The following is a 20,253-nucleotide window of genomic DNA, read 5'->3' as shown; positions in this document are numbered from 1 at the left end:
CCATGGGTCCCGGATAGCGCTCACGCGCTTCCGGGATGACGGGGGTGGGTATGGGAGATAGGCAGACTGCAGCGGCGAGGGGGGCTCTTTCCGCTAGGGTGTTCTACCCGAACAGGCCGCCGCTTTCGGACTTGCCGAAGCAGGTGAGGCGGGAAGTCTCCACCGCTGCCTGGCGGTGGAAGACGATGGCCTGGTAGCCCTCGTTCTTCACCATGCCGAGGAAGGCGTCCTTGGACGGGTACTCGGCGATGAAGCCTAGGTCCCAGACCTCGTCCTGGGGTCCGATCACGGGGAAAAACGGCTTGCCCCGCCAGGCGATCTTTCCGCCTACGTCCTGGAAGAAGGGGGCGGAGGCTTTCGAGTAGGCCTCGTACGCCTCCTCGCCGGTGCCGCCGCGCCCGTCCTCGTAGCTGGCCTCACCCTTCAGCTTGATGAGGTTCAGCATCTGCACCGGACCCTCGATCTTCAGATCACGGAAGGCCCGGAACTGATCCCGTTCGGGGTCGATGAAGATGCCGCTACTCATCGAAGAGGTGCCCCTCTGGCGGCTCCTCCAACCGGCGGTCGAGATAACGGGCGGAGGCCTCCATGAGCGCCTCCTGGTGCTGGCTGAAGAAGTGGTCGGCGCCGGGGACCACCTCGAACTCGATCTTGCGGCCCTTCTGGGTCCGGGTCTTCTCCATCGTGTCCTTGGTGAGCTGCGGCGGGCAGATCTTGTCCGCCTCGCCGTGCAGCACGATGCCCGAGGAGGGGCAGGGGGCGAGGAAGCTGAAATCGAACAGGTTCGCCGCCGCCGAGACCGAGATGAAGCCGACGATCTCCGGCCGCCGCATCAGGAGCTGCATGCCCACATAGGCGCCGAAGCTGAAGCCCGCGACCCAGGCGAAGGGCGCGGTGGGGTTGAGCTGCTGCAGGTAGTCGAGGGCGGTGGCGGCATCGGACAGCTCGCCCTGGCCCTGGTCGTACTCGCCCTCGGACTTGCCCACGCCGCGGAAGTTGAACCGCATGACGGCAAAGCCTCGCCGCGCAAACATGTGGTACATCTCGTAGGTGATCTTGTCGTTCATCGTCCCGCCGAACTGCGGGTGGGGATGAAGGATCAGCGCGATCGGCGCGCCGTCCTCGCGAGCCTTGCGGTAGTGCCCCTCGAGACGTCCGTCGGGACCGGGGAAGATGACTTCGGCCAAAGGGCTCTCCATCGCTGCAGGAAGCGCGGCAACCTGCCATGCGCTCCAATCTTGACCTGCCTGGTCGGAAATCCTACCTGCGCAGTCGGAAAAGGCGGCGGATACCACAAATAGTTCCGGTGTCCACCATCAGGCCGTGATGGCCACTTCGTTCTAGATAGGGCGGGAAAGGCTGGCGTGAAGCTCGCAGCGAAAGCAAGGACGGCGGTGACGGCGATGGCGGACCTGGCCGCTTTCGGTGAGGGCCTGCCCGTGCCGCTGAGCCAGGTGGCCGAGCGGCAGCGTCTTTCGCTCGCTTTCCTCGAGCAGATCTTCGGAAAGCTCCGTCGGGCCGGTCTGGTGGAGAGCCAGCGCGGTGCCCAGGGCGGCTATGTCCTGGCCAAGGCGCCAGGGGCGATCAGCCTTGCCGCTATCGTTGATGCGGTCGAAGAGGAGGTACGCTCGACGGCGTGCCAGCCAGGGGCGCATATGGGCTGCACGGGCACCAGCGCCCGCTGCCTCACCCACCAGCTGTGGATGGATCTCGACGGCCATATCGAGGGCTGGCTTCAAGCGCGTACACTGGCCGATGTGGGCGCTGCGGAGCGGGAGCCGGCGGCATGACCTTGTACTCTTCCAGCCACGGGGGCGAGCGCCGGGAGCGCCTCTACCTCGACCACAACGCCACCTCGCCGCTCCGGCCTGCGTGCTGCGACGCCATGCTCGAGGCGATGGAGGCGCCGCGCAACCCATCGTCCGTCCATGCAGAGGGTAGGGCGGCGAAGCAGATGTTGGAGCGCGCGCGGAAGACCGTGGCCGACAGTATCTCGGCGCCTGTGCAGAGCGTGGTGTTTACCAGCGGCGGGACAGAGAGCGATCATCTGGGCGTGCTCGGTGTGGTGCGTGGCGGGCCGAAGGTGCGGCGCATTTTCGTGACCGCCACCGAGCACCCCGCTGTTCCTGCTGCTGCTGCAAAAGCTGGCGTACCGGTGGAGACCGTTCCCGTACTGACCGACGGCACGCTGGACCTTGCCTGGCTTGAGGAGCGGTTGGCCCGTTATGATGCACAAACGGAGGGGCCTTTCCTCCTCTGCGCCATGCTAGCCAACAACGAGACCGGGGTCATTCACCCCATCGCGGAAGCTGCGCGGATCGTTCGGCGGGCAGGGGGCTACACCCTCGTCGATGCTGTTCAGGCGCTCTATAAGGTGGAGATCGACTTCTCCACCCTCGGCGCGGACATGCTCGCGCTGTCGGCCCACAAGGCAGGCGGCCCGGTAGGGGTGGGCGCGCTGGTCGTCACGCCTGGTCTCGGCATCGAGCCGACACAGGGCGGCGGTGGTCAGGAAGAAAACCGCCGCGCGGGCACGCACAACATTCCGGCCATTGCAGGCTTCGGCAAGTTGGCAGAGGTGGCTTCGGTGGCCGAGTATCAGCAGCTCGCCGTCATCCGTGACCGGATCGAAGCTGGTCTTCCTAGCGGCGTGAGAGCCCATGGCACCGAAGCTCCGCGCCTGCCCAACACCTCCCTCATCACCGCGCTTGGCTTCTCCTCCCAGACCGCGCTGATGAGCCTCGATCTTGGCGGCATTGCCGTCTCCGCTGGTTCTGCCTGCAGCTCGGGCAAGGTCAAGAAATCCTCCGTCCTCGGCGCCATGGGCGTGCCTGAGGAGGAGACCCAGACCGCGCTGCGCATCTCCCTCGGCTGGAACACGCCGGAGGATGCCGCCGAGCGCTTCCTGTCCGTCTGGACAGGCGAATATGAACGCATCATTTCGAGGGCCGCATAATGGCTGATCTCCAGTATAAAGAAGGCATCGACGCGAAGACCGTGGAGCAGGTGGAGGAGCTTTCCGCCTACAAATACGGCTTCACCACCAATATCGAGAGCCTGAAGGCCCCCAAGGGCCTGACCGAGGAGACCGTGCGCTTCATCAGCGCCAAGAAGGAGGAGCCGGAGTGGCTGCTCGACTGGCGCTTGGCTGCGTTCAAGCGCTGGCAGGAGATGGAGGAGCCGCGCTGGGCCAATGTCTCCTACCCGGCCATCGACTATCAGGACCACTACTACTACGCCGAGCCCAAAGCTGGCGCGAAGTACGAAAGCATCGACGACGTGCCCGAGGAGATCCTCGAGGACTTCAAGAAGCTCGGCATCCCCCTGCGCGAGGCGGAGGTGCTGCTCGGTGTCGAGGGTGCGGCGGACAGCGCCGCCGAGGCGCGCACGGGCGGCGACAAGCCGAAGGTGGCGGTGGACGCTGTCTTCGATAGCGTCAGTGTGGCGACGACCTTCCAGAAGGAGCTTCAGAAGGCGGGCGTGATCTTCATGTCGATCTCCGAAGCCGTCCGTGAGCATCCCGAGCTGGTGCGCCAGTATCTAGGCTCGGTGGTGCCGGTCACGGACAACTACTTCGCGACGCTCAACAGCGCGGTCTTTTCCGACGGCACCTTTGTCTATGTGCCGAAGGGCGTGCGCTGCCCGATGGAGCTTTCCACCTATTTCCGCATCAACGAGGCCAATACCGGCCAGTTCGAGCGTACGCTGATCGTCGCCGATGAGGGCGCTTATGTCAGCTACCTTGAAGGCTGCACCGCGCCGATGCGGGACGAGAACCAGCTCCATGCCGCCGTGGTCGAGCTGGTGGCGCTCGACGATGCCGAGATCAAATACTCCACCGTCCAGAACTGGTACCCCGGCGACAAGGACGGCAAGGGCGGTATCTACAACTTCGTCACCAAGCGCGCCGACTGCCGCGGCGTACGGAGCAAGGTATCCTGGACCCAAGTCGAGACCGGCTCGGCGGTGACGTGGAAGTACCCGTCCTGCATCCTGCGCGGCGACGACAGCCAGGGCGAGTTCTACTCCATCGCCATCACCAACAACCATCAGCAGGCAGACACTGGCACCAAGATGGTGCATCTGGGCAAGAATACGCGTTCGCGGATCATCTCCAAGGGAATCAGCGCCGGCAAGTCCGACCAGACCTATCGCGGCCTCGTCTCGATCCACGGCAAGGCTGAGGGCGCCCGCAACTTCACCCAGTGCGACAGCCTCCTCATCGGCGGCGAGTGCGGCGCCCACACGGTGCCCTATGTCGAGGACAAGTCGAATACCGCCATCCTGGAGCACGAGGCCACGACGTCCAAACTGGCCGAAGACCAGCTCTTCTACGCGCAGTCGCGTGGCCTCGACGAAGAGGAAGCCGTGGCGCTGCTCGTCAATGGTTTCTGTAAGGAGGTTCTTCAGGAGCTCCCCATGGAATTCGCGGTGGAAGCTCAGAAGCTCGTGCAGGTGAGCCTCGAGGGGAGTGTGGGGTGATGGGGTCTGTCACCACGCTCTTCCGACCGGTCGGCTCTGCAGAACTGGAGAAGATCAAGGCCACCGACATGCGACGCTTTCCGCCTCGTTTGCCGGAGCAGCCGATCTTCTACCCGGTGACCAATCAGGGTTATGCGGAGGAAATTGCGAAGAGCTGGAACACGCGGTACAACAGGGATGGCGTAGGCTACGTGACCGCATTCGATGTCGACGCCGACTATCTCTCGCGGTTCGAGCGCAAGGTCGTGGGCGCAGTCCGTCACGAAGAGCTTTGGGTTCCTGCCGAGGACCTCCCTGAATTCAACGATCACATTCGCGGCGCTATTCGTATCGTCGCCGAGTTCCGCAAGGACGAACAATGCTAACCATCAACAACCTCCACCTCACCCTCGGCGGCAACCGCATCCTCAACGGCCTCGACCTCTCGGTCCCGGCGGGGGAGGTCCACGCCATCATGGGGCCGAACGGGTCGGGCAAGTCGACCTTGAGCTACACCGTGGCCGGGCGGGACGGGTACGAACCTGACCATGGCGACGTGACGCTGGACAGCGAGAGCCTTCTCGAGATGGGTCCTGACGAGCGGGCGGCTAGGGGCATGTTCCTCTCCTTCCAGTCCCCGCCCGCAATTCCCGGCGTCGCCACCATGAACTTCCTCCGCACCGCCCTCAACGCGCAGCGCAAGGCGCGCGGCGAGGAAGAGATGTCCTCGGCGGAGTTTCTCAAGGTCTTCCGCGAGCACGCGAAGACCGTTGGCCTTAGCCCGGAGAAGCTCAAGCGCCCCTTCAATGACGGCTATTCCGGCGGCGAGAAGAAGCGCATGGAGATGCTGCAGATGGCGCTCTTCCAGCCGCGCTTCGCCATCATGGACGAGACCGATAGCGGCCTCGACATCGACGCCCTCAAGATGGTTGGTGAGGTGGTGAACTCCCTACGCGGACCGGATCGCGGCTTCCTCGTCATCACCCACTACCAGCGTCTCCTCGACTACGTGAAGCCCGACCGCATCCACGTCCTCGCTGGCGGCCGCATCGTCCACTCGGGCGGGCCGGAGCTGGCGCAGGAGCTGGAGCAGTCCGGCTACGAACAGTTTGCGGAGGAGGCGGCGTGAGCTGGGTGCTGCATCCACCTCTCCCTCGGGAGAGGTCCAAATCTTGGATTTGGGGAGAGGGGAGCCCCCTCTCTCGAAGCCGCTTTGCGCCTTCGATCTCTCCCCAGGGAGAGATAAGATGAGCAGCCCCATCACCCTCACGGCCTTCGAGGACCGCCTCTTCGCCGACCTGCCGGAGGATGAGCTGACCGCCGTCCTGCGCTCGCGCGGCCTGCCCTCGCGGCGGACGGAGACGTGGAAGTGGTCGGACCTTCGCGGCGCCTTGCGTGAGGCGCGGGAGCCGTCGGGTGAGTTTCGAGGGGAAGATCCCCAGCCGATCCTGCCGACGGACGGCGCGACCGTCCTTACCCTGCGCAATGGCTGCCCCGAAGCGCCGCGCGGTGTGGAGCCGAAGCCCATCCTCCATGAGGGGGAGAAGATCGGCGTCACCTATGTGGTCGAGGACGGGCTGGTGCTGAGCTTCTACGACGAAGGCCGCGCGCCGGAGGCTGCCTCCCCTGGCGACGAGCTGTCGGCGCTCGCCGCTTCGGCTCCTCTCGTCAGCATCAGCGTGCTGCCGGGTTTCGAGCACAAGGTGGCGGTCCGCCGCCTGTCGGACGGAGAAGGTCGGCACGTGGACAGCATCTACCTGACCGTGGGCGAGGGTGCGACCGCGACCCTGCTCGAAACCCATGACGTCACCGGCAGCCCCTTCGTCAACAGCCGCACTGAGATCGAGGTAGACGCCGGGGCCACCCTCAAGCGCTACGTCGCTCAACCTGCAGCTTCCGAGGCGGTTGTCGTGCATACGGCCGAGCTGCGGCTGGCGGAGGAAGAGGGCGAGCGAAAGGCGAAGGTCGAGCAGAGCGTCCTCGCCCTCGGCGCCCATCTCGCTCGCCACGAGACCCGCGCCGTGCAGCTCGGCGCGGGCGAGATGCAGGCCGATGCTCTCTACCGCCTAGACAATGCGCTGCACACGGACATCACCTCGCACCTCACCTTCGCCGGTGAGGGTGGACAGGCCGATCAGCTCGTTAAGGGGATTGCCGGGGGGCGTAGCCGCGGTGTCTTCCAAGGCAAGTTCCTGGTCGAGCGCGGCGCGCAGGAGACCGATGCGCAGATGGCGCACCACGCGCTTCTTCTTTCGAAGGGCGCACAGATCAATGCGAAGCCCGAGCTTGAGATCTATGCGGACGATGTCGAATGCGCCCACGGCAACACGGCGGGCGCCATCGACCCCGACGCCCTCTTCTACATGCGCCAGCGCGGTGTGCCGGAAGAGGAGGCGCGGGGCCTTCTGATCGAGGCGTTTGCTGCCGAGGTGCTGGACCGTATCAGCGACGATGCCGTGCGCTCCGCTTTCGAACGTCTACTGACGGAGAGAACCCTATGAAAGCCCTGATGATCTTCGCCCTTGCCGCCTGTAGCGCAGCAACCAGCGCCGATGAGGGGCGTACGGTTCGGGGGGTCTACACGGCCGGGTTCGAGGTGAGCGAGTTCACCCCCTGCGGCGCGGGCACGGCCTTGTGGTTGGAAACGAAAGGTACGGATGTCTGGGGTGATCATCATCCTGGCCTCAACGGCTCGGTCATCCTCGAAGTGGAGGGTGATATAGAGCAGAAGGCAGAGCAGGACGAAGACAGCCTGGAGCTGCAGCAGGGCTTTGGTCACCTGGGCGCCTATGAGACGCGTATCCTCGTGACACGGATCGTCTCGTCAGAGCCGCTTCCGGAGGGCCAGGATGGCTGCTGACGCACCTTCTGTCGTAGACAAGCATGATCTGGAGCGGTTCGTGCGTGCGCAGAACGATGCGGGGACCTATGGCCGCGCGCTGGAGGAGCTACGCGCCGGGCGGAAGGAGACGCACTGGATGTGGTTCGTCTTTCCTCAGATCGAGGGTCTGGGGAAGAGCGAGATCGCCCAGCGCTACGCCGTGCGCGGCACGGAGGAGGCGGAGCGCTACCTGGCGCACGATGTGCTCGGGCCGCGTTTGCGCGAGGCGACCGGGGCGGTGATGCAGCATCGGGACAAAGCGCTGAAGGACATCTTCTGGGAGCCGGACGACCTTAAGTTCAGAAGCTCGGTGACGCTGTTCGAAGCAGCGGGGGGCGGGGCGCTGTTCGGCGAGGCTCTGGAAGCGTTCTGCGGCGGGGAGCGGGATGAGAAGACGTTGAGAAGGGTTTCCAAGTGAACGTTCTGTTCGCCGCTATTGTCACGCTCCTAACACAGGAACCCTTTATTACGTGGACTGACGGTATCGTTTACGGACCCATGGAAGTCCATCGCGGTCAGTTCGTCAAAGGTCTAGAAGCTTACGACTTTATCCCTTTTGGTGAGTCCAGAGGGTGGTTGGTAAGAGCCATCGACGACAACGTAAGGAGCGATCTCGAAGGTAATGGGAAGTCTGGGGTCCGCGACATCGTTCTGAAAAGCCGCGTCGCTGCTTCTCAAGACCAAGTCTTGCGCGCTACTGGCGCCTGGAGCGATTGGCAGGGCATGGCGGCGGAACGCTGGATCCTCGTTGCTGACGTCATTTCGTCGAACACACCTCACTCTACAAGTTTTTGCGATCAACCATGACCTTCAACGTTCAAACCATCCGCGAGCAGTTCCCGATCCTCTCCCGCGAGGTGCACGGAAAGCCGCTCTGCTACCTCGACAACGCCGCCTCGGTTCAGAAGCCGCAGGCGGTGATCGATGCCATCTCCGGCGCGATGGCGGGGCAGTACGCCAATGTGCACCGGGGGCTGCATACGCTAGCCAACGAGACGACGGCGGCGTTCGAGGCGGCGCGAGAGACGGTGCGGTGCTACCTGAACGCTGCGTCCACGGACGAGATCGTCTTCACCATGGGCGGCACGGACGGGGCGAACCTCGTCGGCAATGTGCTGGGTCAGGAGGAGATCGGGGAGGGTGACGAGATCATCCTTTCCGTCATGGAACACCACTCGACCATCGTACCCTGGCATTTCCTGCGTGAGCGGAAGGGCGCGGTGCTGAAATGGCTGGACGTCGATGCCGACGGGCGGATCGACCTCGATCAGTACGCCTCCTTGTTTACGGAGCGAACCAAGCTCGTCGCCATCACCCACCAGTCCAACGTGCTCGGCACGGTGACGCCGGTGAAGGAGATGGCCCGGATCGCCCATCTGCACGGCGCCATTATCCTCGCCGATGGCTGTCAGGCCGCCGTGCACGGACCGGTGGATGTCCAGAACCTCGGCGTCGATTTCTACGTGCTGACTGGGCACAAGACCTACGGCCCTACCGGCATCGGCGTTCTCTACGGCAAGCGTGCGATCCTCGATCGGCTGCCCCCCTATCGGGGCGGCGGCGAGATGATCGACGTGGTGGAGCAGGACCGCGTCACCTACAACGTGCCGCCCCACCGCTTCGAGGCGGGCACGCCGCCCATCCTAGAGGTCATCGGCCTCGGCGCGGCGCTCGAATGGATCATGGCGCAGGACATTGAGGGCCTTCGTGCCCATGAGCGTGCCCTGACCGACCACGCCATGGAGGCGCTCAGGGCCACGAACTTCATCGAGCTCTACGGCGAGGCGAAGGACAAGGGTCCCGTGGTGGCCTTCAATTTGCGCGGCATCCACCCGCACGACGTCTCCACCATCCTCGACCGCCAGGGCGTGGCGGTGAGGGCCGGGCACCATTGCTGCCAGCCCCTGATGAAGAAACTAGGCGTCAGCGCCACGGCCCGTGCCAGCTTCGCCGCCTACAACACCCATGACGAGGTCGAGCGGCTAGTTGAAAGCTGCCGCAAGGCCCACGATCTGTTGAGCTGAGCGATGAGCGTTATTCAGGAGCTAGTACCCATCCTGATCGGTCTTGGTGCCCTAGCGGGCGGTATCTTTCTACTCACAAGGGCCGTTTTATGGAGTGAACTACCTGCAGACCAACGGCCTCCTTATGCACTGATGGGGTTGATGGGAGGCGGGTACGGCTTCCTACTGGCTATCGGGGTAAGTTGGCTGCCTGATGCGGACAACATTGATTTTCCACTATGGTTTGCTGCGATAGCAGGCGCTTTCAATTTTACCGCACTGTTGGTGATGAGAAGAGTCTTCTATCGCGCCAATCGTGGAACATATCATCAGAATGACATTGCCGATGCGCGGAAGTAACCAGTTATGACCGAACAAACCGACCAGAACTTCGACCCCGAGACCGGCGCGCGGGACATCATCGACCTCTCCGCACCGGCGGAGGAGGCGAGTGCCGTGCCTGCGAACACGCGCGTTCTGAGGGACCTTACCGAGGTCCAGATCGCCGACGTGACCCAGGAGGTCGTCGGCGCGCTCAAGACCGTCTACGATCCCGAGATTCCGGTGGACATCTACGAGCTGGGGCTGATCTACAAGGTCGACTTCGACCCGGCCAACGACGAGCGCGGGGCGAAGATCACCATCGACATGACCCTCACCGCCCCCGGCTGCCCTGTGGCTGGCGAGATGCCCGGCTGGGTGGAGGACGCGGTGCTGCGCGTGGACGGCATCGAAGAGGTCTCGGTCAACATGACCTTCGAGCCGCCTTGGAGCCCCGAGCGGATGAGCGAGGAGGCGAAGCTCGAGCTCGGCTGGATGTAGGCGTTGAAGAAGTTTTTGGAGAGTTTGTCGGACGATCTGCGCCGCTTCGGTCTTGTGCTGGCGGGCGGCGCGTTCCTGGCGAATGTCGACAGTAACGCCTTCCGCATCATGATCCTAGCGTTGGGTTTAACCATGCTACTGGCTGCTTATGTTATAGTGATCCATTTGGGAGACGACGAATGACCATCACTGGTCCGGAGGCTCTGACCCTCTCGCTGATGATCTTCACCTTCTTCATGGGCTGCTTCGCCTTCGCCATGTGGCAGATTCGCAAACAGAAACGTGCCAAGAGGCTCGGCAAATGACCAGACGACCAAGACCCCAGGCCATCACCCTCACCGACCGTGCTGCCGCCCGGATGCAGGCAATCATGGAGCGGGCGGACAACGAGTTTATTGGCGTGCGCATCGGCGTGAAGAACGGCGGCTGCGCGGGCATGGAGTACACGCTCGACTACGCGACGGAGGCGGCGCCCCTGGACGAGAAGGTGGAGGACCGGGGGGTCACCATTCTGATCGACCCCAAGGCGATCCTGTTCCTCCTCGGCACCGAGGTGGACTACGTGACCGAGAAGCTCTCCTCGCGCTTCGTCTTCAACAACCCCAACCAGACCGATGCCTGCGGCTGCGGCGAGAGCGTGACCATCGTGCCTGCCGCCGCCGTTTAGGCAGGCTTCGTCAAAAAGTTTCCAAAACCTGAAAAAATTCTGACGGGTTTTCCGGGCTTCTCGCGCCTTGCCTAGTGAGGGGTACATCCGGGGGGAGCTCGGGGAACGCGCCTCGGCCCTATCCGGGGGGGCGTTCTCACCCCGGCTGGTAGAGGAAACCACGATGAAACTACTCAAGACCGTTGCCGCCCTCGGTGCGGCTTCCGCCATGGCCTTCGGCGCCGCGCATGCCGGGCTGATCCAGTTCAACTTCCAGGGTCAGTCCCAGTCGGGCGAGACGACCTTCGACCTCACCTTCACCGTCGATGACCAGGCGTCCAACGTCGGTAGGACAGGGGCTGGCGGCAACACGGCGCTGTTCGACGCGGAAGAGGCGGTGACGGCGTTTTCGCTGACCCTAACAGACGTGTCCGAAGGGACCAGCGCCTCGATCGGACTGGGTGCCCTCGAGCTCGACCGCGCGACCTTCGGTCAGGTCGCCCGGCCGGATGCGCCCTCGCTCAACTTCAGCCAGGGCTTGCGGTTCACGCCCCTTGCGCCGTCTGTGAACACCAGCCTTCTTTCTCTCGCCATCGGCTCGCAGACCCAGCAGGGTCTGAACCTCTTCACCGACAGCCGCTTTGAGCTGCTGAGCGGTTTCGATCCGGCGAATTTCGATCTGAGCGACCTTGCGTCGACGAACTTCTCGGTTTCGAATCTCGGCGCGCTGGCGGCGATCATTTCAGCCGATCCGAGTGGGGGCAGCACCACGATTAGCTTCGAAACGTTCACAAGCGCCTCCGCCTCGCTGGTCGATATCGACCCGAACGCCGTGCCCGTCCCGGCGGCGGCGCTCCTCTTCGCGCCCGCCCTCGGCGGCCTCGTCCTGCGCCGCCGCAGGAAGGCTGCGGCCTGAGGCAACAAGACTTGGGCGGGGGGACTGCCTGAGCGGCCTTGGGTGAACCCCTGAAACACCTTTGGCTTCAAAAGGAAGACGCCGGGTCCGCTGGTTCAGCGCCCGGCGTCTTTTTCATTGGCGTTTGTACAGTTTGCAGACAGACGGAAACCTAAGCCCCTGCTNCTTTGGCTTCAAAAGGAAGACGCCGGGTCCGCTGGTTCAGCGCCCGGCGTCTTTTTCATTGGCGTTTGTACAGTTTGCAGACAGACGGAAACCTAAGCCCCTGCTGCTTCCTCCCCCTCAGCCTACCGGCAGCTCCCCCTCAAAGAGGGGGAGCGGAATAGGGGCGAAACCTCATTTCTGCTTTTCCTCCCCTACGTAGGGGGGGAGGTGCCCGGAGGGCGGAGGGGGCAGCGGCCTTTGTAAAGGAGACGAGCGCCTTTTCATTGGGGGTGAAGCGATGAGCCTCTTGCCACTGGCCACGCCGAAGGGTGCCCAGGTCCTCTCGCTTCGCATCTTGGACAGAGACTTATCAGCGCCATGTTCTCTAGCGCCGCGCTGTCCGAGCAGCTCCTCTCTGCGAACGAAGCTTTCCGCGACACCTTCACCGAAGAACTGCGCTTCTTGCTGACCGAGACTTGCGTGCTCCGGGTTGAACGGCGACGGGGTCCGGTGCTTACTGGACCCGAGCTCTTCTGCAGCTCTGCCGCCTAGAGGTCCACTTTCGGTTGTTGCGTCGGCCTGAACGGCCTCGGAGCAAGGTGGTGTGCCGCACCAGGAGATGTCTCGTGCTGCAACAGAGCCGCTTCAGCATGCTCGGCACTGTTGTTCTGGTCTGGCTCGGTCTGGTGGTCGCTGGGTCTTCGGCTCACGCGCAGAACGAAGAGCTGCCCGTCGAGCAGGCCGACCGGCTGATGAGGATGGCCGCCGATGCGAGCGATGCGGGCAACTACTCCGACGCGGCGGAAAGGCTGACCAGGGCCACCGAACTCTACGCGGCTGCCGGAATGCAGGCGAGGCGCGAACAAGCCCTGAGCGAGCTTGCGGGCATCTACGCGACCCTCGGTCAGACGGCCAAGGCCTTCGACATCCACCTTCAGCTCGTCAGCGAGGCCGATCTCGAGCGTCCGTCCTCGGCAGCCTTCAAGGCGATGACCCTGGCGCTGATCACCCTGATCGAAACGGGAGACTATGAGGGCGCGAGGGAGCTCGTCGGCCCGGCGGCGCGCTTCGCTCCCCTGGTCGACGACGCGTTCGCCGTGCCGCGGGTTCTGGAGCTTCAAGGACTACTGGCCGTCGAGCAGGGCCTGTTCGAAGAGGCCGTCGGGTTCGCCGCCGCCTCGGTGGAGGCCTACGGCGAAGACCGGCGGGCCGTCTTCCCCCTTCTAACGCTGGCGGAGGGACATCTCGGACTGGGCGACATTGAGGCGGCATCCGCACCACTCGGCCGCGCGGTCGTCCTGGCCGAGGAGGCAGGCTACGATCTGGGGCTGGTTCAGGCCTGGTTCCTGGCAGCCAAGCTGGCGCTGGCGGAGGGGGATGTGGACAAAGCTCGCAGCGCGACCGGCAGGATGCTGGCTTCGATCGCGAGCTTCGAGGAGAAGGCGGGGGCGGACTATTTCGACCATCCGGCCAAGACCGCGGACATGCTGCTCCTCCACGCGCAGGTTCATGCTCCTCTGGTCAGCAAGGCGGAGGCGGTGGAGGCCTTCACCAGCGCCTTCGACGCGATGGAGCTGCAGTACGACGTCTACCGGGAGAACGCGCTGGCCTTCGCCCGCGTCAGGCTCGATTCGGTGCGGATGGAGAGCGATCTGGCCGTGGCTCGCCGGCGTCAGGTCGAAGCGGACCGGCGCGCGCAGCGGCGCTTCCGGGCGGCCACCTTCGCGGGGTTCACCGCCTTCGGCTTTGCCGGGCTGTCGGCGCTGGCCTTCACCTTCTGGCAGCGCTCCAAACAGCAGAACGTCGTCATCAGCGACGCCCTGGAAGAGCGCAAGATGCTGCTCTCCGAGCTCCACCACCGGTCCAGCAACAACCTTCAGATCATTCTCAGCCTGCTGCGGACGGAGCGGCGACGCAGGGGCGGGCAAGCCGGTGCTGGCTCCATCGAGCAGGCGATCAGGGCCATGGGTCTGCTGCAGAACCACCTGTTCGCCAAGTCCTCGGACCGGCGCATCGACCTGGTCGACTATCTGGAAGAGGTGACGGCGTATCTGGCCGACATCTTCCCCGAGGCGTCGATCTCCTTCACGAGCCGGTCCGAGCCCGTCTATATCGGCGTGAACGAGGCGGCCTCCATCGGTCTCATGGCATGCGAGCTGACCACCAACGCCTTCAAGCACGCCTTCTCGGACGAAAGAGGGCGGATCGACATCGTTCTGGAAGAAGGCCCCTCCGGCCACACCCTAAAGGTGGTGGACAACGGCAGGGGCTTCTCGGCGCAGGAGCCCAAGACATCCTCCCTCGGCGTCCGCTTGACCCACGACCTCGCCGAGCAGATCGGCGGCGAGGCCCTCGTGCAGTCCTCCGGCGCGGGTACGGCGTGGACCATCTCTTTCCCAGGCTGAGCTGACACGCCTGCCGGACTCGACTGGCGTGAGGGCTTTGGGCATCTTGGTTCTGATGAGAAACCTACTGCCGATCCTGGCCGCCGTGACCGCCTCGACCGCTTCCGCCGAGGTGGTCTCCTCTTCGGAGACAGGGTTCACCCTGAGCCACGAGGCGGTATCACCGCTGGCGCCGAGCGAGCTTTGGCAGCGCCTGATGCAGCCCGCTGAGTGGTGGGACCCCGACCACACCTATTCCGGCGACGCCGGGAACCTCTCTATGGGCGAAGAGGCAGGCGCCTACTGGCGTGAGGACTGGGACGGAGGTTCGGTCATTCACGGCCAGGTGCTGCTCTCCAAGAAGGGCGAGGAGCTAGTTCTCTCCGCCCCCTTCGGCCCCCTTATCTCCACCGCTGCGGACTGCCGCTGGACGATCAGGCTCAGCCCGGCGGAGGGGGGCGGCACGACGATTACCTCCTCCCATGTCGTCGCTGGATCGAAGGGAACGGGGCTCAAGGATCTGGCCGGACCGGTGGACTATGTGATGGGGGCTGGAGTTCGGCGTCTGGCGGCAGATGGGCAGCTGACGACGAAAGTCCGGAAAAACTGAAAACCCCGCGGACATGGCTGTCCGCGGGGTCGTCTGGTTCGGTCGATGGGGGACGGCGTCAGGTGAGAAGAAGCCTCCTCACCTGAACGATGGCCTAGGCTTTGCGACCGCGGACCGTGCGCATGGCGGCCAGACCACCGAGCATCAGCAGGGCGGCTGCCGGAACGGGGACTTCACCGGCCGGGGGGACTTCCGATGCGGAGAAGGCGAACTCGAAGGAGGCGTTGGCCTCACCGGTCGAGACGGCGCTGCCGACGATGTCGACCGTGAAGTTCTCACCAGGCGCGACGTTGAACGCGAACGTGTTGGTGAGCTGAGCCCCCGGCGTGGTGCCGCCATCTTCCACATCCTCGGTGATCTGGAAGTCGAACGTACCAGCGGAGGACGTGATGCTGAGGATCAGATTGTCGAAGCCAGCCGGACCTTCCGGGAAGGGGAAGATGACGGAGGCGACGGCGGTGGCACCCGCCGCGATCGGTCCTGCGAGGAAGGTCTCGGAGTAGAAGACCTCTTCGCCTTGGACGAAGTCTTCGCCGGAGATGGCGAGGGAGGCCTCACCGACCACGAGGTCGGGCATGTCGTCGCCGGGCATGCTGGACGAGGTGATGGTGCCTGCATGTGCGAAGCCGATGAGAGCTGTCGCGGAGGCGAGTGCTGCGATAAGTTTCATGGTGTTCCCTTCTCACTATGGTTAACCACAAGTATGGAGACAGGAAATTCGTGAGATAGTTGCGGATCGGACAGCTCCGGTGCCCGTCTCGTGAAAGACATGAGCGGGACGTAAGGTTGCCTCGGTGAAGCTGTAGCGCCGTACTAAACCCCTAGTGGTAGGCTCGGTTCCAACGAGGCTTCCGAAACCCTCCACGAGAATGGCCATGCGCTCCGCGGGGCGGCCCCGATCGCAGCTCGCACCGTACGCTTTGTCCCACACCCGGAAGCACTGCCTCTTCTCAGCTAAGACCTTCAAACCAACCCGCCACCAAACCGATTGGCAAAGGCGCAGAGCCCGCCTAATCCCCCCGGCATGAGCGCCTCCGTCAACGACATCCGCCGCACCTTCCTGCAGTTCTTCGAGGGGAGGGACCATCAGGTCATCCCCTCCGCGCCGCTTCTGCCCCAGTCCGATCCGACGCTGCTCTTCGTCAATGCGGGCATGGTGCCGTTCAAGAACATCTTTACCGGCAAGGAGACGCCGCCTAGCCCCCGCGCCACCTCCTCGCAGAAATGCGTGCGCGCGGGCGGCAAGCACAACGACCTCGACAATGTGGGGTACACGGCGCGCCACCACACCTTCTTCGAGATGCTCGGTAACTTCTCCTTCGGCGACTACTTCAAGGAGGAGGCCATCGATGCCGCCTGGTCGCTGATCACGAAGGAGTTCGGCATCAGCCCCGAAAAGCTTCTGGTCACGGTCTATCACACCGATGACGAGGCAGCGGGGCTGTGGCGCAAGATCGCCGGGCTGCCCGATGAGAAGATCATCCGTATTCCCACCTCCGACAATTTCTGGTCCATGGGCGATACGGGTCCTTGCGGTCCGTGCTCGGAGATCTTCTACGACCACGGCGAGGACGTGCCCGGCGGCCCTCCGGGCTCTCCGGATGAGGACGGCGACCGCTTCATCGAGATCTGGAACCTCGTCTTCATGCAGTTCGATCAGCAGAAGGACGGCACCCGCGAAGAGCTGCCCCGTCCTTCCATAGACACCGGCATGGGGCTGGAGAGAATCGCCGCCGTCCTCCAGGGTGTCCATTCCAACTACGAGATCGATCTCTTCCAGAAGATCATCGCCGAGAGCCGCGAGCTGACCGGCACGGGCGAGGAAGGGGAGGCGGGCGCCGCCCACCGGGTCATCGCCGACCATCTGCGCTCTTCGGCCTTCCTGATCGCCGACGGTGTCACCCCCTCCAATGAGGGGCGTGGCTATGTCCTGAGACGGATCATGCGACGCGCCATGCGCTACGCCCAGGTGCTTGGCGCCAAGGACCCGCTGATGCACCGTCTCGTGCCTGTGCTGACGGGGGAGATGGGCGGGGCGTATCCCGAGCTCGTGCGCGCGGAGAACCTGATCGCCGATACGCTGCGCCTGGAGGAGGAGAAGTTCGCAGGCCTCCTCACCCGCGGCCTCAAACTCCTCAGTGAAGAGACGGACAAGCTAGCCGACGGCGGCACGCTTCCCGGCGAGGCTGCGTTCAAGCTGTACGACACCTACGGTTTTCCGGTGGACCTGACCGAGGACGCGCTGCGGCGTCAGGGCTACAAGCTCGACGCGGAGGGCTTCGACGCCGCCATGGCTGAGCAGAAGGCCCGCGCACGCGCCAGCGGCCAGTTCGGCGGCGATGCAGGGGAGGAGCGTGTCTTCTACGAGGTCGCCGACGAAGCGGGGCCGACGGAGTTCATCGGCTACGCCCATCTCAGCTCCGCCGGAACCGTGCAGGCGATCATCAAGGACGGCGCCAGGCTGGACGAGGCGAGGGCGGGGGACGAGATCAGCCTGGTCACCAATCAGACGCCCTTCTACGGCGAGAGCGGTGGTCAGACCGGCGACGCCGGGACGGCCTCGACCGATGGCGGCGCGAAGCTGACCGTCACCGACACCAAGAAGAAGGCGGGCCTTCACATCCACTTCGGCAAGGTCGAGAGCGGTACGCTGAAAGTCGGTGAAGAGATCAATCTGTCCGTGGACGAGGCCCGCCGCCGCCGGGTCATGTCCAACCACTCCGCCACTCACCTGGTTCATGCAGCCCTACGCAATGTGCTCGGCGAGCACGTCACTCAGAAAGGCAGCTTCGTCGGCCCCGACCGCTTGCGCTTCGACTTCAGCCACCACCAGGCGATGACCCGCGGGGAGATCGACGCGGTGGAGGCCGAGGTGAACGCCGTGATCCAGCAGAACGCGGAGGGCGTCATCAAGCTGATGCCCTACGACCAGGCGATCGAGGAGGGCGCCATGGCGCTCTTCGGCGAGAAATACGAGGACGAGGTGCGCGTTTTGAGCCTCGGACGCGACCCCTCCGGCGAAGGTCCGTACTCAGTGGAGCTCTGTGGCGGGACCCATGTGGAGCGCTCGGGCGACATCTCGCTCTTTGCGATCGTCTCCGAAGGGGCCGTGGCCTCCGGCATCCGCCGCATCGAGGCGGTGACCGGCGAGGCGGCAAGGCGCTACCTCAAGGCGCAGGCGGGCGCGGCGCTGAAGGCATCCGCTGCCCTCAAGACGAACCCGGACGAGCTGACCGCCCGCATCGAGGCGCTCCAGGACGACAAGAAGCGTTTGGAGAAGGAACTCGTCGCCGCCCGCAAGAAAGCCGCCACCGGCGGCGCATCTGCCAGCGCCGAGAAGGTCGGCGATATCGACTTCACCTCAGCTGTCCTCGAAGGCGTTCCGGCCAAGGAGCTTAGGGGCATGATCGCCGACGCGCTGAAGAAGTCGGACCGGGCTGTGGCCGCCTTCGTCGCGGTGAACGAGGGCAAGGCCTCCGCGTCGGTGGGCGTCTCGCCGTCGCTGACCAGTGACCACCCGGCGCCGGAGCTGGTCAAGGCGATGGTCGAGGCCCTCGGCGGCAAAGGCGGCGGCGGCAAACCCGACCTCGCCCATGGCGGCGGGCCGGACGCAGGCGGCGCCAAGTCGGCGCTGGAAGCGGTGAAGGCGAGGCTGGGGTAGCGATGGGTGTTCCTCCTCCCCCTATCAAGGGGAGTTGCCCGAAGGGCGGAGGGGGACTCTCCGCTAGCGAAGTCTTTTGCAGCAGCCACTGCCGTGGCCTTCTTCGCCTAGATTTGGTCCCCCCGGACCAAATCTTTCACCTGCAGTGAACCGGCTGCGAAGCCCCTCCGTCAGCTTCGCTGCCACCTCTCCTGAAGGGGAGGCTAGCCCCCGTCACCAACCCCCGCTAACCCCGCCCCATGACCGATGACATCCGTTTCTCCCGCGAAGGCGCTTTTGGCGTCGTCACGCTGGCCCGACCGAAAGCCCTGAACAGCCTCACCGCCGCCATGTGCGCAGCGATGGACAGCCAGCTCCGCGGCTGGGCCGGGGACGACGGTGTCCGCGCGGTGCTGATCGAGGGGGAGGGTGAGCGGGCCTTCTGCGCGGGGGGCGATATCCGCTGGCTGGCGACCACCGCGAAAGAAGACCCTGTGGAGGCAGCGACCTTCTTTCGTACAGAGTACAGACTGAACGATCTGATCGCGGGCTACGACAAGCCCTATATCGCGCTGATCGACGGCATCTGCATGGGCGGGGGCGTGGGCGTCTCGGCCATGGCCGACCGCCGGATCGCCACCACGAACACCCTGTGGGCCATGCCGGAATGCGGCATCGGTCTCGTGCCCGATGTGGGCGCAAGCTACGTGCTGCCGAAGCTTGAAGGTGGGCTGCCGCTCTATCTCGGCCTGACGGGGGCGAGGCTCGACGGCGGTGCCTGCGTGGCAGCGGGGGTGGCGACACACCTCGTCGAGGCGGAGCGGACAGGGGAGCTGCGCGAGGCCCTGATCGGCACCGATCTCTCAGGCGACGTGCTGGCTGCGATCGACAGCGTCCTGGGCGGTTTCCATGTGAGAGTGGATAGCGATCTCAGCGCCCAGCGCGGCGATATCGACCGCCTGTTCTCTTCCGTCCAAAGCGCCGAGAAGCTGACCGAAGCCTTGAGGGCGGACGGCAGCGATTTCGCGGCTCGGTGCCTCAAGCTGATGGCTCCCGGCAGTCCCACTAGTCAGGAGCTGACCGTCCGCCTCCTGAACGGCGCGCCGGGTAGCTTCTCTGAATGCATCACCCGTGAGTTCCGCGTCACCTCGCGCCTTCTCGAAGGCCCGGATTTCCACGAGGGCGTCCGTGCGCAGATCATCGACAAGGACCGCGATCCGAAATGGCAGCCGGATTCCCTAGGCGAGGTCACGGAGGAGATGCTGGACCGCTACTTCCAGGAGCCCGAGGGCGGCGATCTTCGGCTGGGCTGAGGCCTAGTCCTCACTCGTCACGCCGCGCACCAGGAGCCACAGCACCACCATGGCGAGGCCCAGCATGACGATCTGCCCTATGCTGAACACCAGGCCGACATAACCCATGGTGGCGGAGAAATAGAGGCCGAGCGCGTCGAACACTGCCGCCACCACGATAAGGCCGGCGGCGAAGCGCTCGCCGCGCAGCACGCCGATAAGGGCTCCGATCAGTGCGAGGGTGGAAACGAGAAGCAGCATGGAGGGCAGCCAGCCCGCATCGACGAAGCTCGTCACCAGGGGGTCGGCCCCCACTAGCATCTCGTAGAGGTTGGCGTTGAACGGCCCGATCAGCTTCACTGCCGGGGCGATCGCGTGGAAGGGGAGCGCCACCAGAATGGCGAGCGCCGCCACGATCCTACCGATCCAAACCATCTGCTCGCTCCTTTACCAA

The 20,253-nt window shown here is 64.5% G+C and carries 24 protein-coding genes; 20 read left to right on the top strand and 4 right to left on the bottom strand.

The window, feature by feature from the left end:
• Window positions 1-103 precede the first annotated feature (103 nt).
• Together NOG11_RS11165 and NOG11_RS11160 are read right to left on the bottom strand one after the other, a co-directional pair.
• Window positions 104-526, bottom strand: a complete 423-nt coding sequence (locus NOG11_RS11165) for a DUF1330 domain-containing protein (RefSeq protein WP_256619845.1) — start codon at window positions 524-526, stop codon at window positions 104-106.
• Complete coding sequence (locus NOG11_RS11160; RefSeq protein ID WP_256619844.1) at window positions 519-1,187, bottom strand: alpha/beta hydrolase; 669 nt, start codon at window positions 1,185-1,187, stop codon at window positions 519-521. The genes NOG11_RS11165 and NOG11_RS11160 overlap by 8 nt, the downstream gene beginning before the upstream one ends.
• 177 nt (window positions 1,188-1,364) lie before the next feature.
• On the opposite strand from NOG11_RS11160, the gene NOG11_RS11155 reads away from it, so the two are divergent.
• From NOG11_RS11155 to NOG11_RS11070, 18 genes are all read left to right on the top strand, one after another.
• Window positions 1,365-1,790 (top strand): Rrf2 family transcriptional regulator, encoded by a 426-nt coding sequence (locus NOG11_RS11155; RefSeq protein ID WP_256619843.1) that lies wholly within the window; start codon window positions 1,365-1,367, stop codon window positions 1,788-1,790.
• Window positions 1,787-2,956 carry a cysteine desulfurase family protein gene (locus NOG11_RS11150; protein WP_256619842.1) on the top strand — a complete coding sequence of 390 codons (1,170 nt, stop codon included), beginning with the start codon at window positions 1,787-1,789 and terminating at the stop codon, window positions 2,954-2,956. Before NOG11_RS11155 ends, NOG11_RS11150 begins: the two co-directional genes overlap by 4 nt.
• Window positions 2,956-4,482 carry a Fe-S cluster assembly protein SufB gene (gene sufB / locus NOG11_RS11145; protein WP_256619841.1) on the top strand — a complete coding sequence of 509 codons (1,527 nt, stop codon included), beginning with the start codon at window positions 2,956-2,958 and terminating at the stop codon, window positions 4,480-4,482. Before NOG11_RS11150 ends, sufB begins: the two co-directional genes overlap by 1 nt.
• Window positions 4,482-4,847: a hypothetical protein gene (locus NOG11_RS11140; RefSeq protein WP_370468274.1), complete on the top strand. Its 366-nt coding sequence runs from the start codon at window positions 4,482-4,484 to the stop codon at window positions 4,845-4,847. Before sufB ends, NOG11_RS11140 begins: the two co-directional genes overlap by 1 nt.
• Entirely contained in the window at window positions 4,841-5,590 is a 750-nt protein-coding gene (sufC, locus tag NOG11_RS11135) for a Fe-S cluster assembly ATPase SufC (RefSeq protein ID WP_256619839.1), read from the top strand. Before NOG11_RS11140 ends, sufC begins: the two co-directional genes overlap by 7 nt.
• Window positions 5,591-5,708: 118 nt before the next feature.
• Window positions 5,709-6,962 carry a SufB/SufD family protein gene (locus NOG11_RS11130; protein ID WP_256619838.1) on the top strand — a complete coding sequence of 418 codons (1,254 nt, stop codon included), beginning with the start codon at window positions 5,709-5,711 and terminating at the stop codon, window positions 6,960-6,962.
• Complete coding sequence (locus NOG11_RS11125; RefSeq protein ID WP_256619837.1) at window positions 6,959-7,321, top strand: hypothetical protein; 363 nt, start codon at window positions 6,959-6,961, stop codon at window positions 7,319-7,321. Before NOG11_RS11130 ends, NOG11_RS11125 begins: the two co-directional genes overlap by 4 nt.
• Window positions 7,311-7,760: a DUF1810 domain-containing protein gene (locus tag NOG11_RS11120; protein ID WP_256619836.1), complete on the top strand. Its 450-nt coding sequence runs from the start codon at window positions 7,311-7,313 to the stop codon at window positions 7,758-7,760. The genes NOG11_RS11125 and NOG11_RS11120 overlap by 11 nt, the downstream gene beginning before the upstream one ends.
• The gene (locus tag NOG11_RS11115) at window positions 7,757-8,149 is read left to right on the top strand and encodes a hypothetical protein (RefSeq protein WP_256619835.1); all 393 of its coding nucleotides are present in this window, start codon (window positions 7,757-7,759) and stop codon (window positions 8,147-8,149) included. The genes NOG11_RS11120 and NOG11_RS11115 overlap by 4 nt, the downstream gene beginning before the upstream one ends.
• Window positions 8,146-9,366, top strand: coding sequence for a cysteine desulfurase (locus NOG11_RS11110; RefSeq protein ID WP_256619834.1), 1,221 nt, complete (start codon window positions 8,146-8,148; stop codon window positions 9,364-9,366). Before NOG11_RS11115 ends, NOG11_RS11110 begins: the two co-directional genes overlap by 4 nt.
• 3 nt (window positions 9,367-9,369) lie before the next feature.
• Window positions 9,370-9,705, top strand: coding sequence for a hypothetical protein (locus NOG11_RS11105; RefSeq protein WP_256619833.1), 336 nt, complete (start codon window positions 9,370-9,372; stop codon window positions 9,703-9,705).
• Between the two features lie 6 nt (window positions 9,706-9,711).
• The gene (locus NOG11_RS11100; protein ID WP_256619832.1) at window positions 9,712-10,167 is read left to right on the top strand and encodes an SUF system Fe-S cluster assembly protein; all 456 of its coding nucleotides are present in this window, start codon (window positions 9,712-9,714) and stop codon (window positions 10,165-10,167) included.
• Window positions 10,168-10,170: 3 nt separating this feature from the next.
• Window positions 10,171-10,350, top strand: a complete 180-nt coding sequence (locus NOG11_RS11095) for a hypothetical protein (RefSeq protein ID WP_256619831.1) — start codon at window positions 10,171-10,173, stop codon at window positions 10,348-10,350.
• Complete coding sequence (locus NOG11_RS11090) at window positions 10,347-10,472, top strand: hypothetical protein (RefSeq protein ID WP_256619830.1); 126 nt, start codon at window positions 10,347-10,349, stop codon at window positions 10,470-10,472. Before NOG11_RS11095 ends, NOG11_RS11090 begins: the two co-directional genes overlap by 4 nt.
• Entirely contained in the window at window positions 10,469-10,834 is a 366-nt protein-coding gene (locus NOG11_RS11085) for a HesB/IscA family protein (RefSeq protein ID WP_256619829.1), read from the top strand. Before NOG11_RS11090 ends, NOG11_RS11085 begins: the two co-directional genes overlap by 4 nt.
• A gap of 163 nt (window positions 10,835-10,997) precedes the next feature.
• A complete protein-coding gene (locus tag NOG11_RS11080) occupies window positions 10,998-11,729 on the top strand; it encodes a hypothetical protein (RefSeq protein ID WP_256619828.1) in 732 nt (243 codons plus the stop codon).
• A gap of 770 nt (window positions 11,730-12,499) precedes the next feature.
• Window positions 12,500-14,278, top strand: coding sequence for a sensor histidine kinase (locus tag NOG11_RS11075; protein ID WP_256619827.1), 1,779 nt, complete (start codon window positions 12,500-12,502; stop codon window positions 14,276-14,278).
• A gap of 55 nt (window positions 14,279-14,333) precedes the next feature.
• Entirely contained in the window at window positions 14,334-14,867 is a 534-nt protein-coding gene (locus tag NOG11_RS11070; protein ID WP_256619826.1) for a hypothetical protein, read from the top strand.
• Window positions 14,868-14,961: 94 nt separating this feature from the next.
• Here NOG11_RS11070 and NOG11_RS11065 read toward each other — a convergent pair whose 3' ends face one another.
• On the bottom strand, window positions 14,962-15,537 hold the full coding sequence (locus NOG11_RS11065; protein ID WP_256619825.1) for a VPLPA-CTERM sorting domain-containing protein: 576 nt from the start codon (window positions 15,535-15,537) through the stop codon (window positions 14,962-14,964).
• A 354-nt stretch (window positions 15,538-15,891) separates the two neighbouring features.
• Between NOG11_RS11065 and alaS the strand changes: the two genes are divergently transcribed.
• Together alaS and NOG11_RS11055 are read left to right on the top strand one after the other, a co-directional pair.
• Window positions 15,892-18,528: an alanine--tRNA ligase gene (gene alaS, locus NOG11_RS11060; protein ID WP_256619824.1), complete on the top strand. Its 2,637-nt coding sequence runs from the start codon at window positions 15,892-15,894 to the stop codon at window positions 18,526-18,528.
• Between the two features lie 239 nt (window positions 18,529-18,767).
• On the top strand, window positions 18,768-19,820 hold the full coding sequence (locus tag NOG11_RS11055) for an enoyl-CoA hydratase/isomerase family protein (RefSeq protein WP_256619823.1): 1,053 nt from the start codon (window positions 18,768-18,770) through the stop codon (window positions 19,818-19,820).
• Window positions 19,821-19,823: 3 nt separating this feature from the next.
• Here NOG11_RS11055 and NOG11_RS11050 read toward each other — a convergent pair whose 3' ends face one another.
• On the bottom strand, window positions 19,824-20,234 hold the full coding sequence (locus NOG11_RS11050) for a hypothetical protein (protein WP_256619822.1): 411 nt from the start codon (window positions 20,232-20,234) through the stop codon (window positions 19,824-19,826).
• Window positions 20,235-20,253 lie beyond the last annotated feature (19 nt).

This window comes from Parvularcula maris (assembly GCF_024505085.1).
In the GTDB taxonomy this organism is placed as follows: domain Bacteria; phylum Pseudomonadota; class Alphaproteobacteria; order Caulobacterales; family Parvularculaceae; genus Parvularcula; species Parvularcula maris.
The sequence above is the reverse complement of the archived record's forward strand: the minus strand, read 5'-3'. Positions and strand labels throughout refer to the sequence as shown.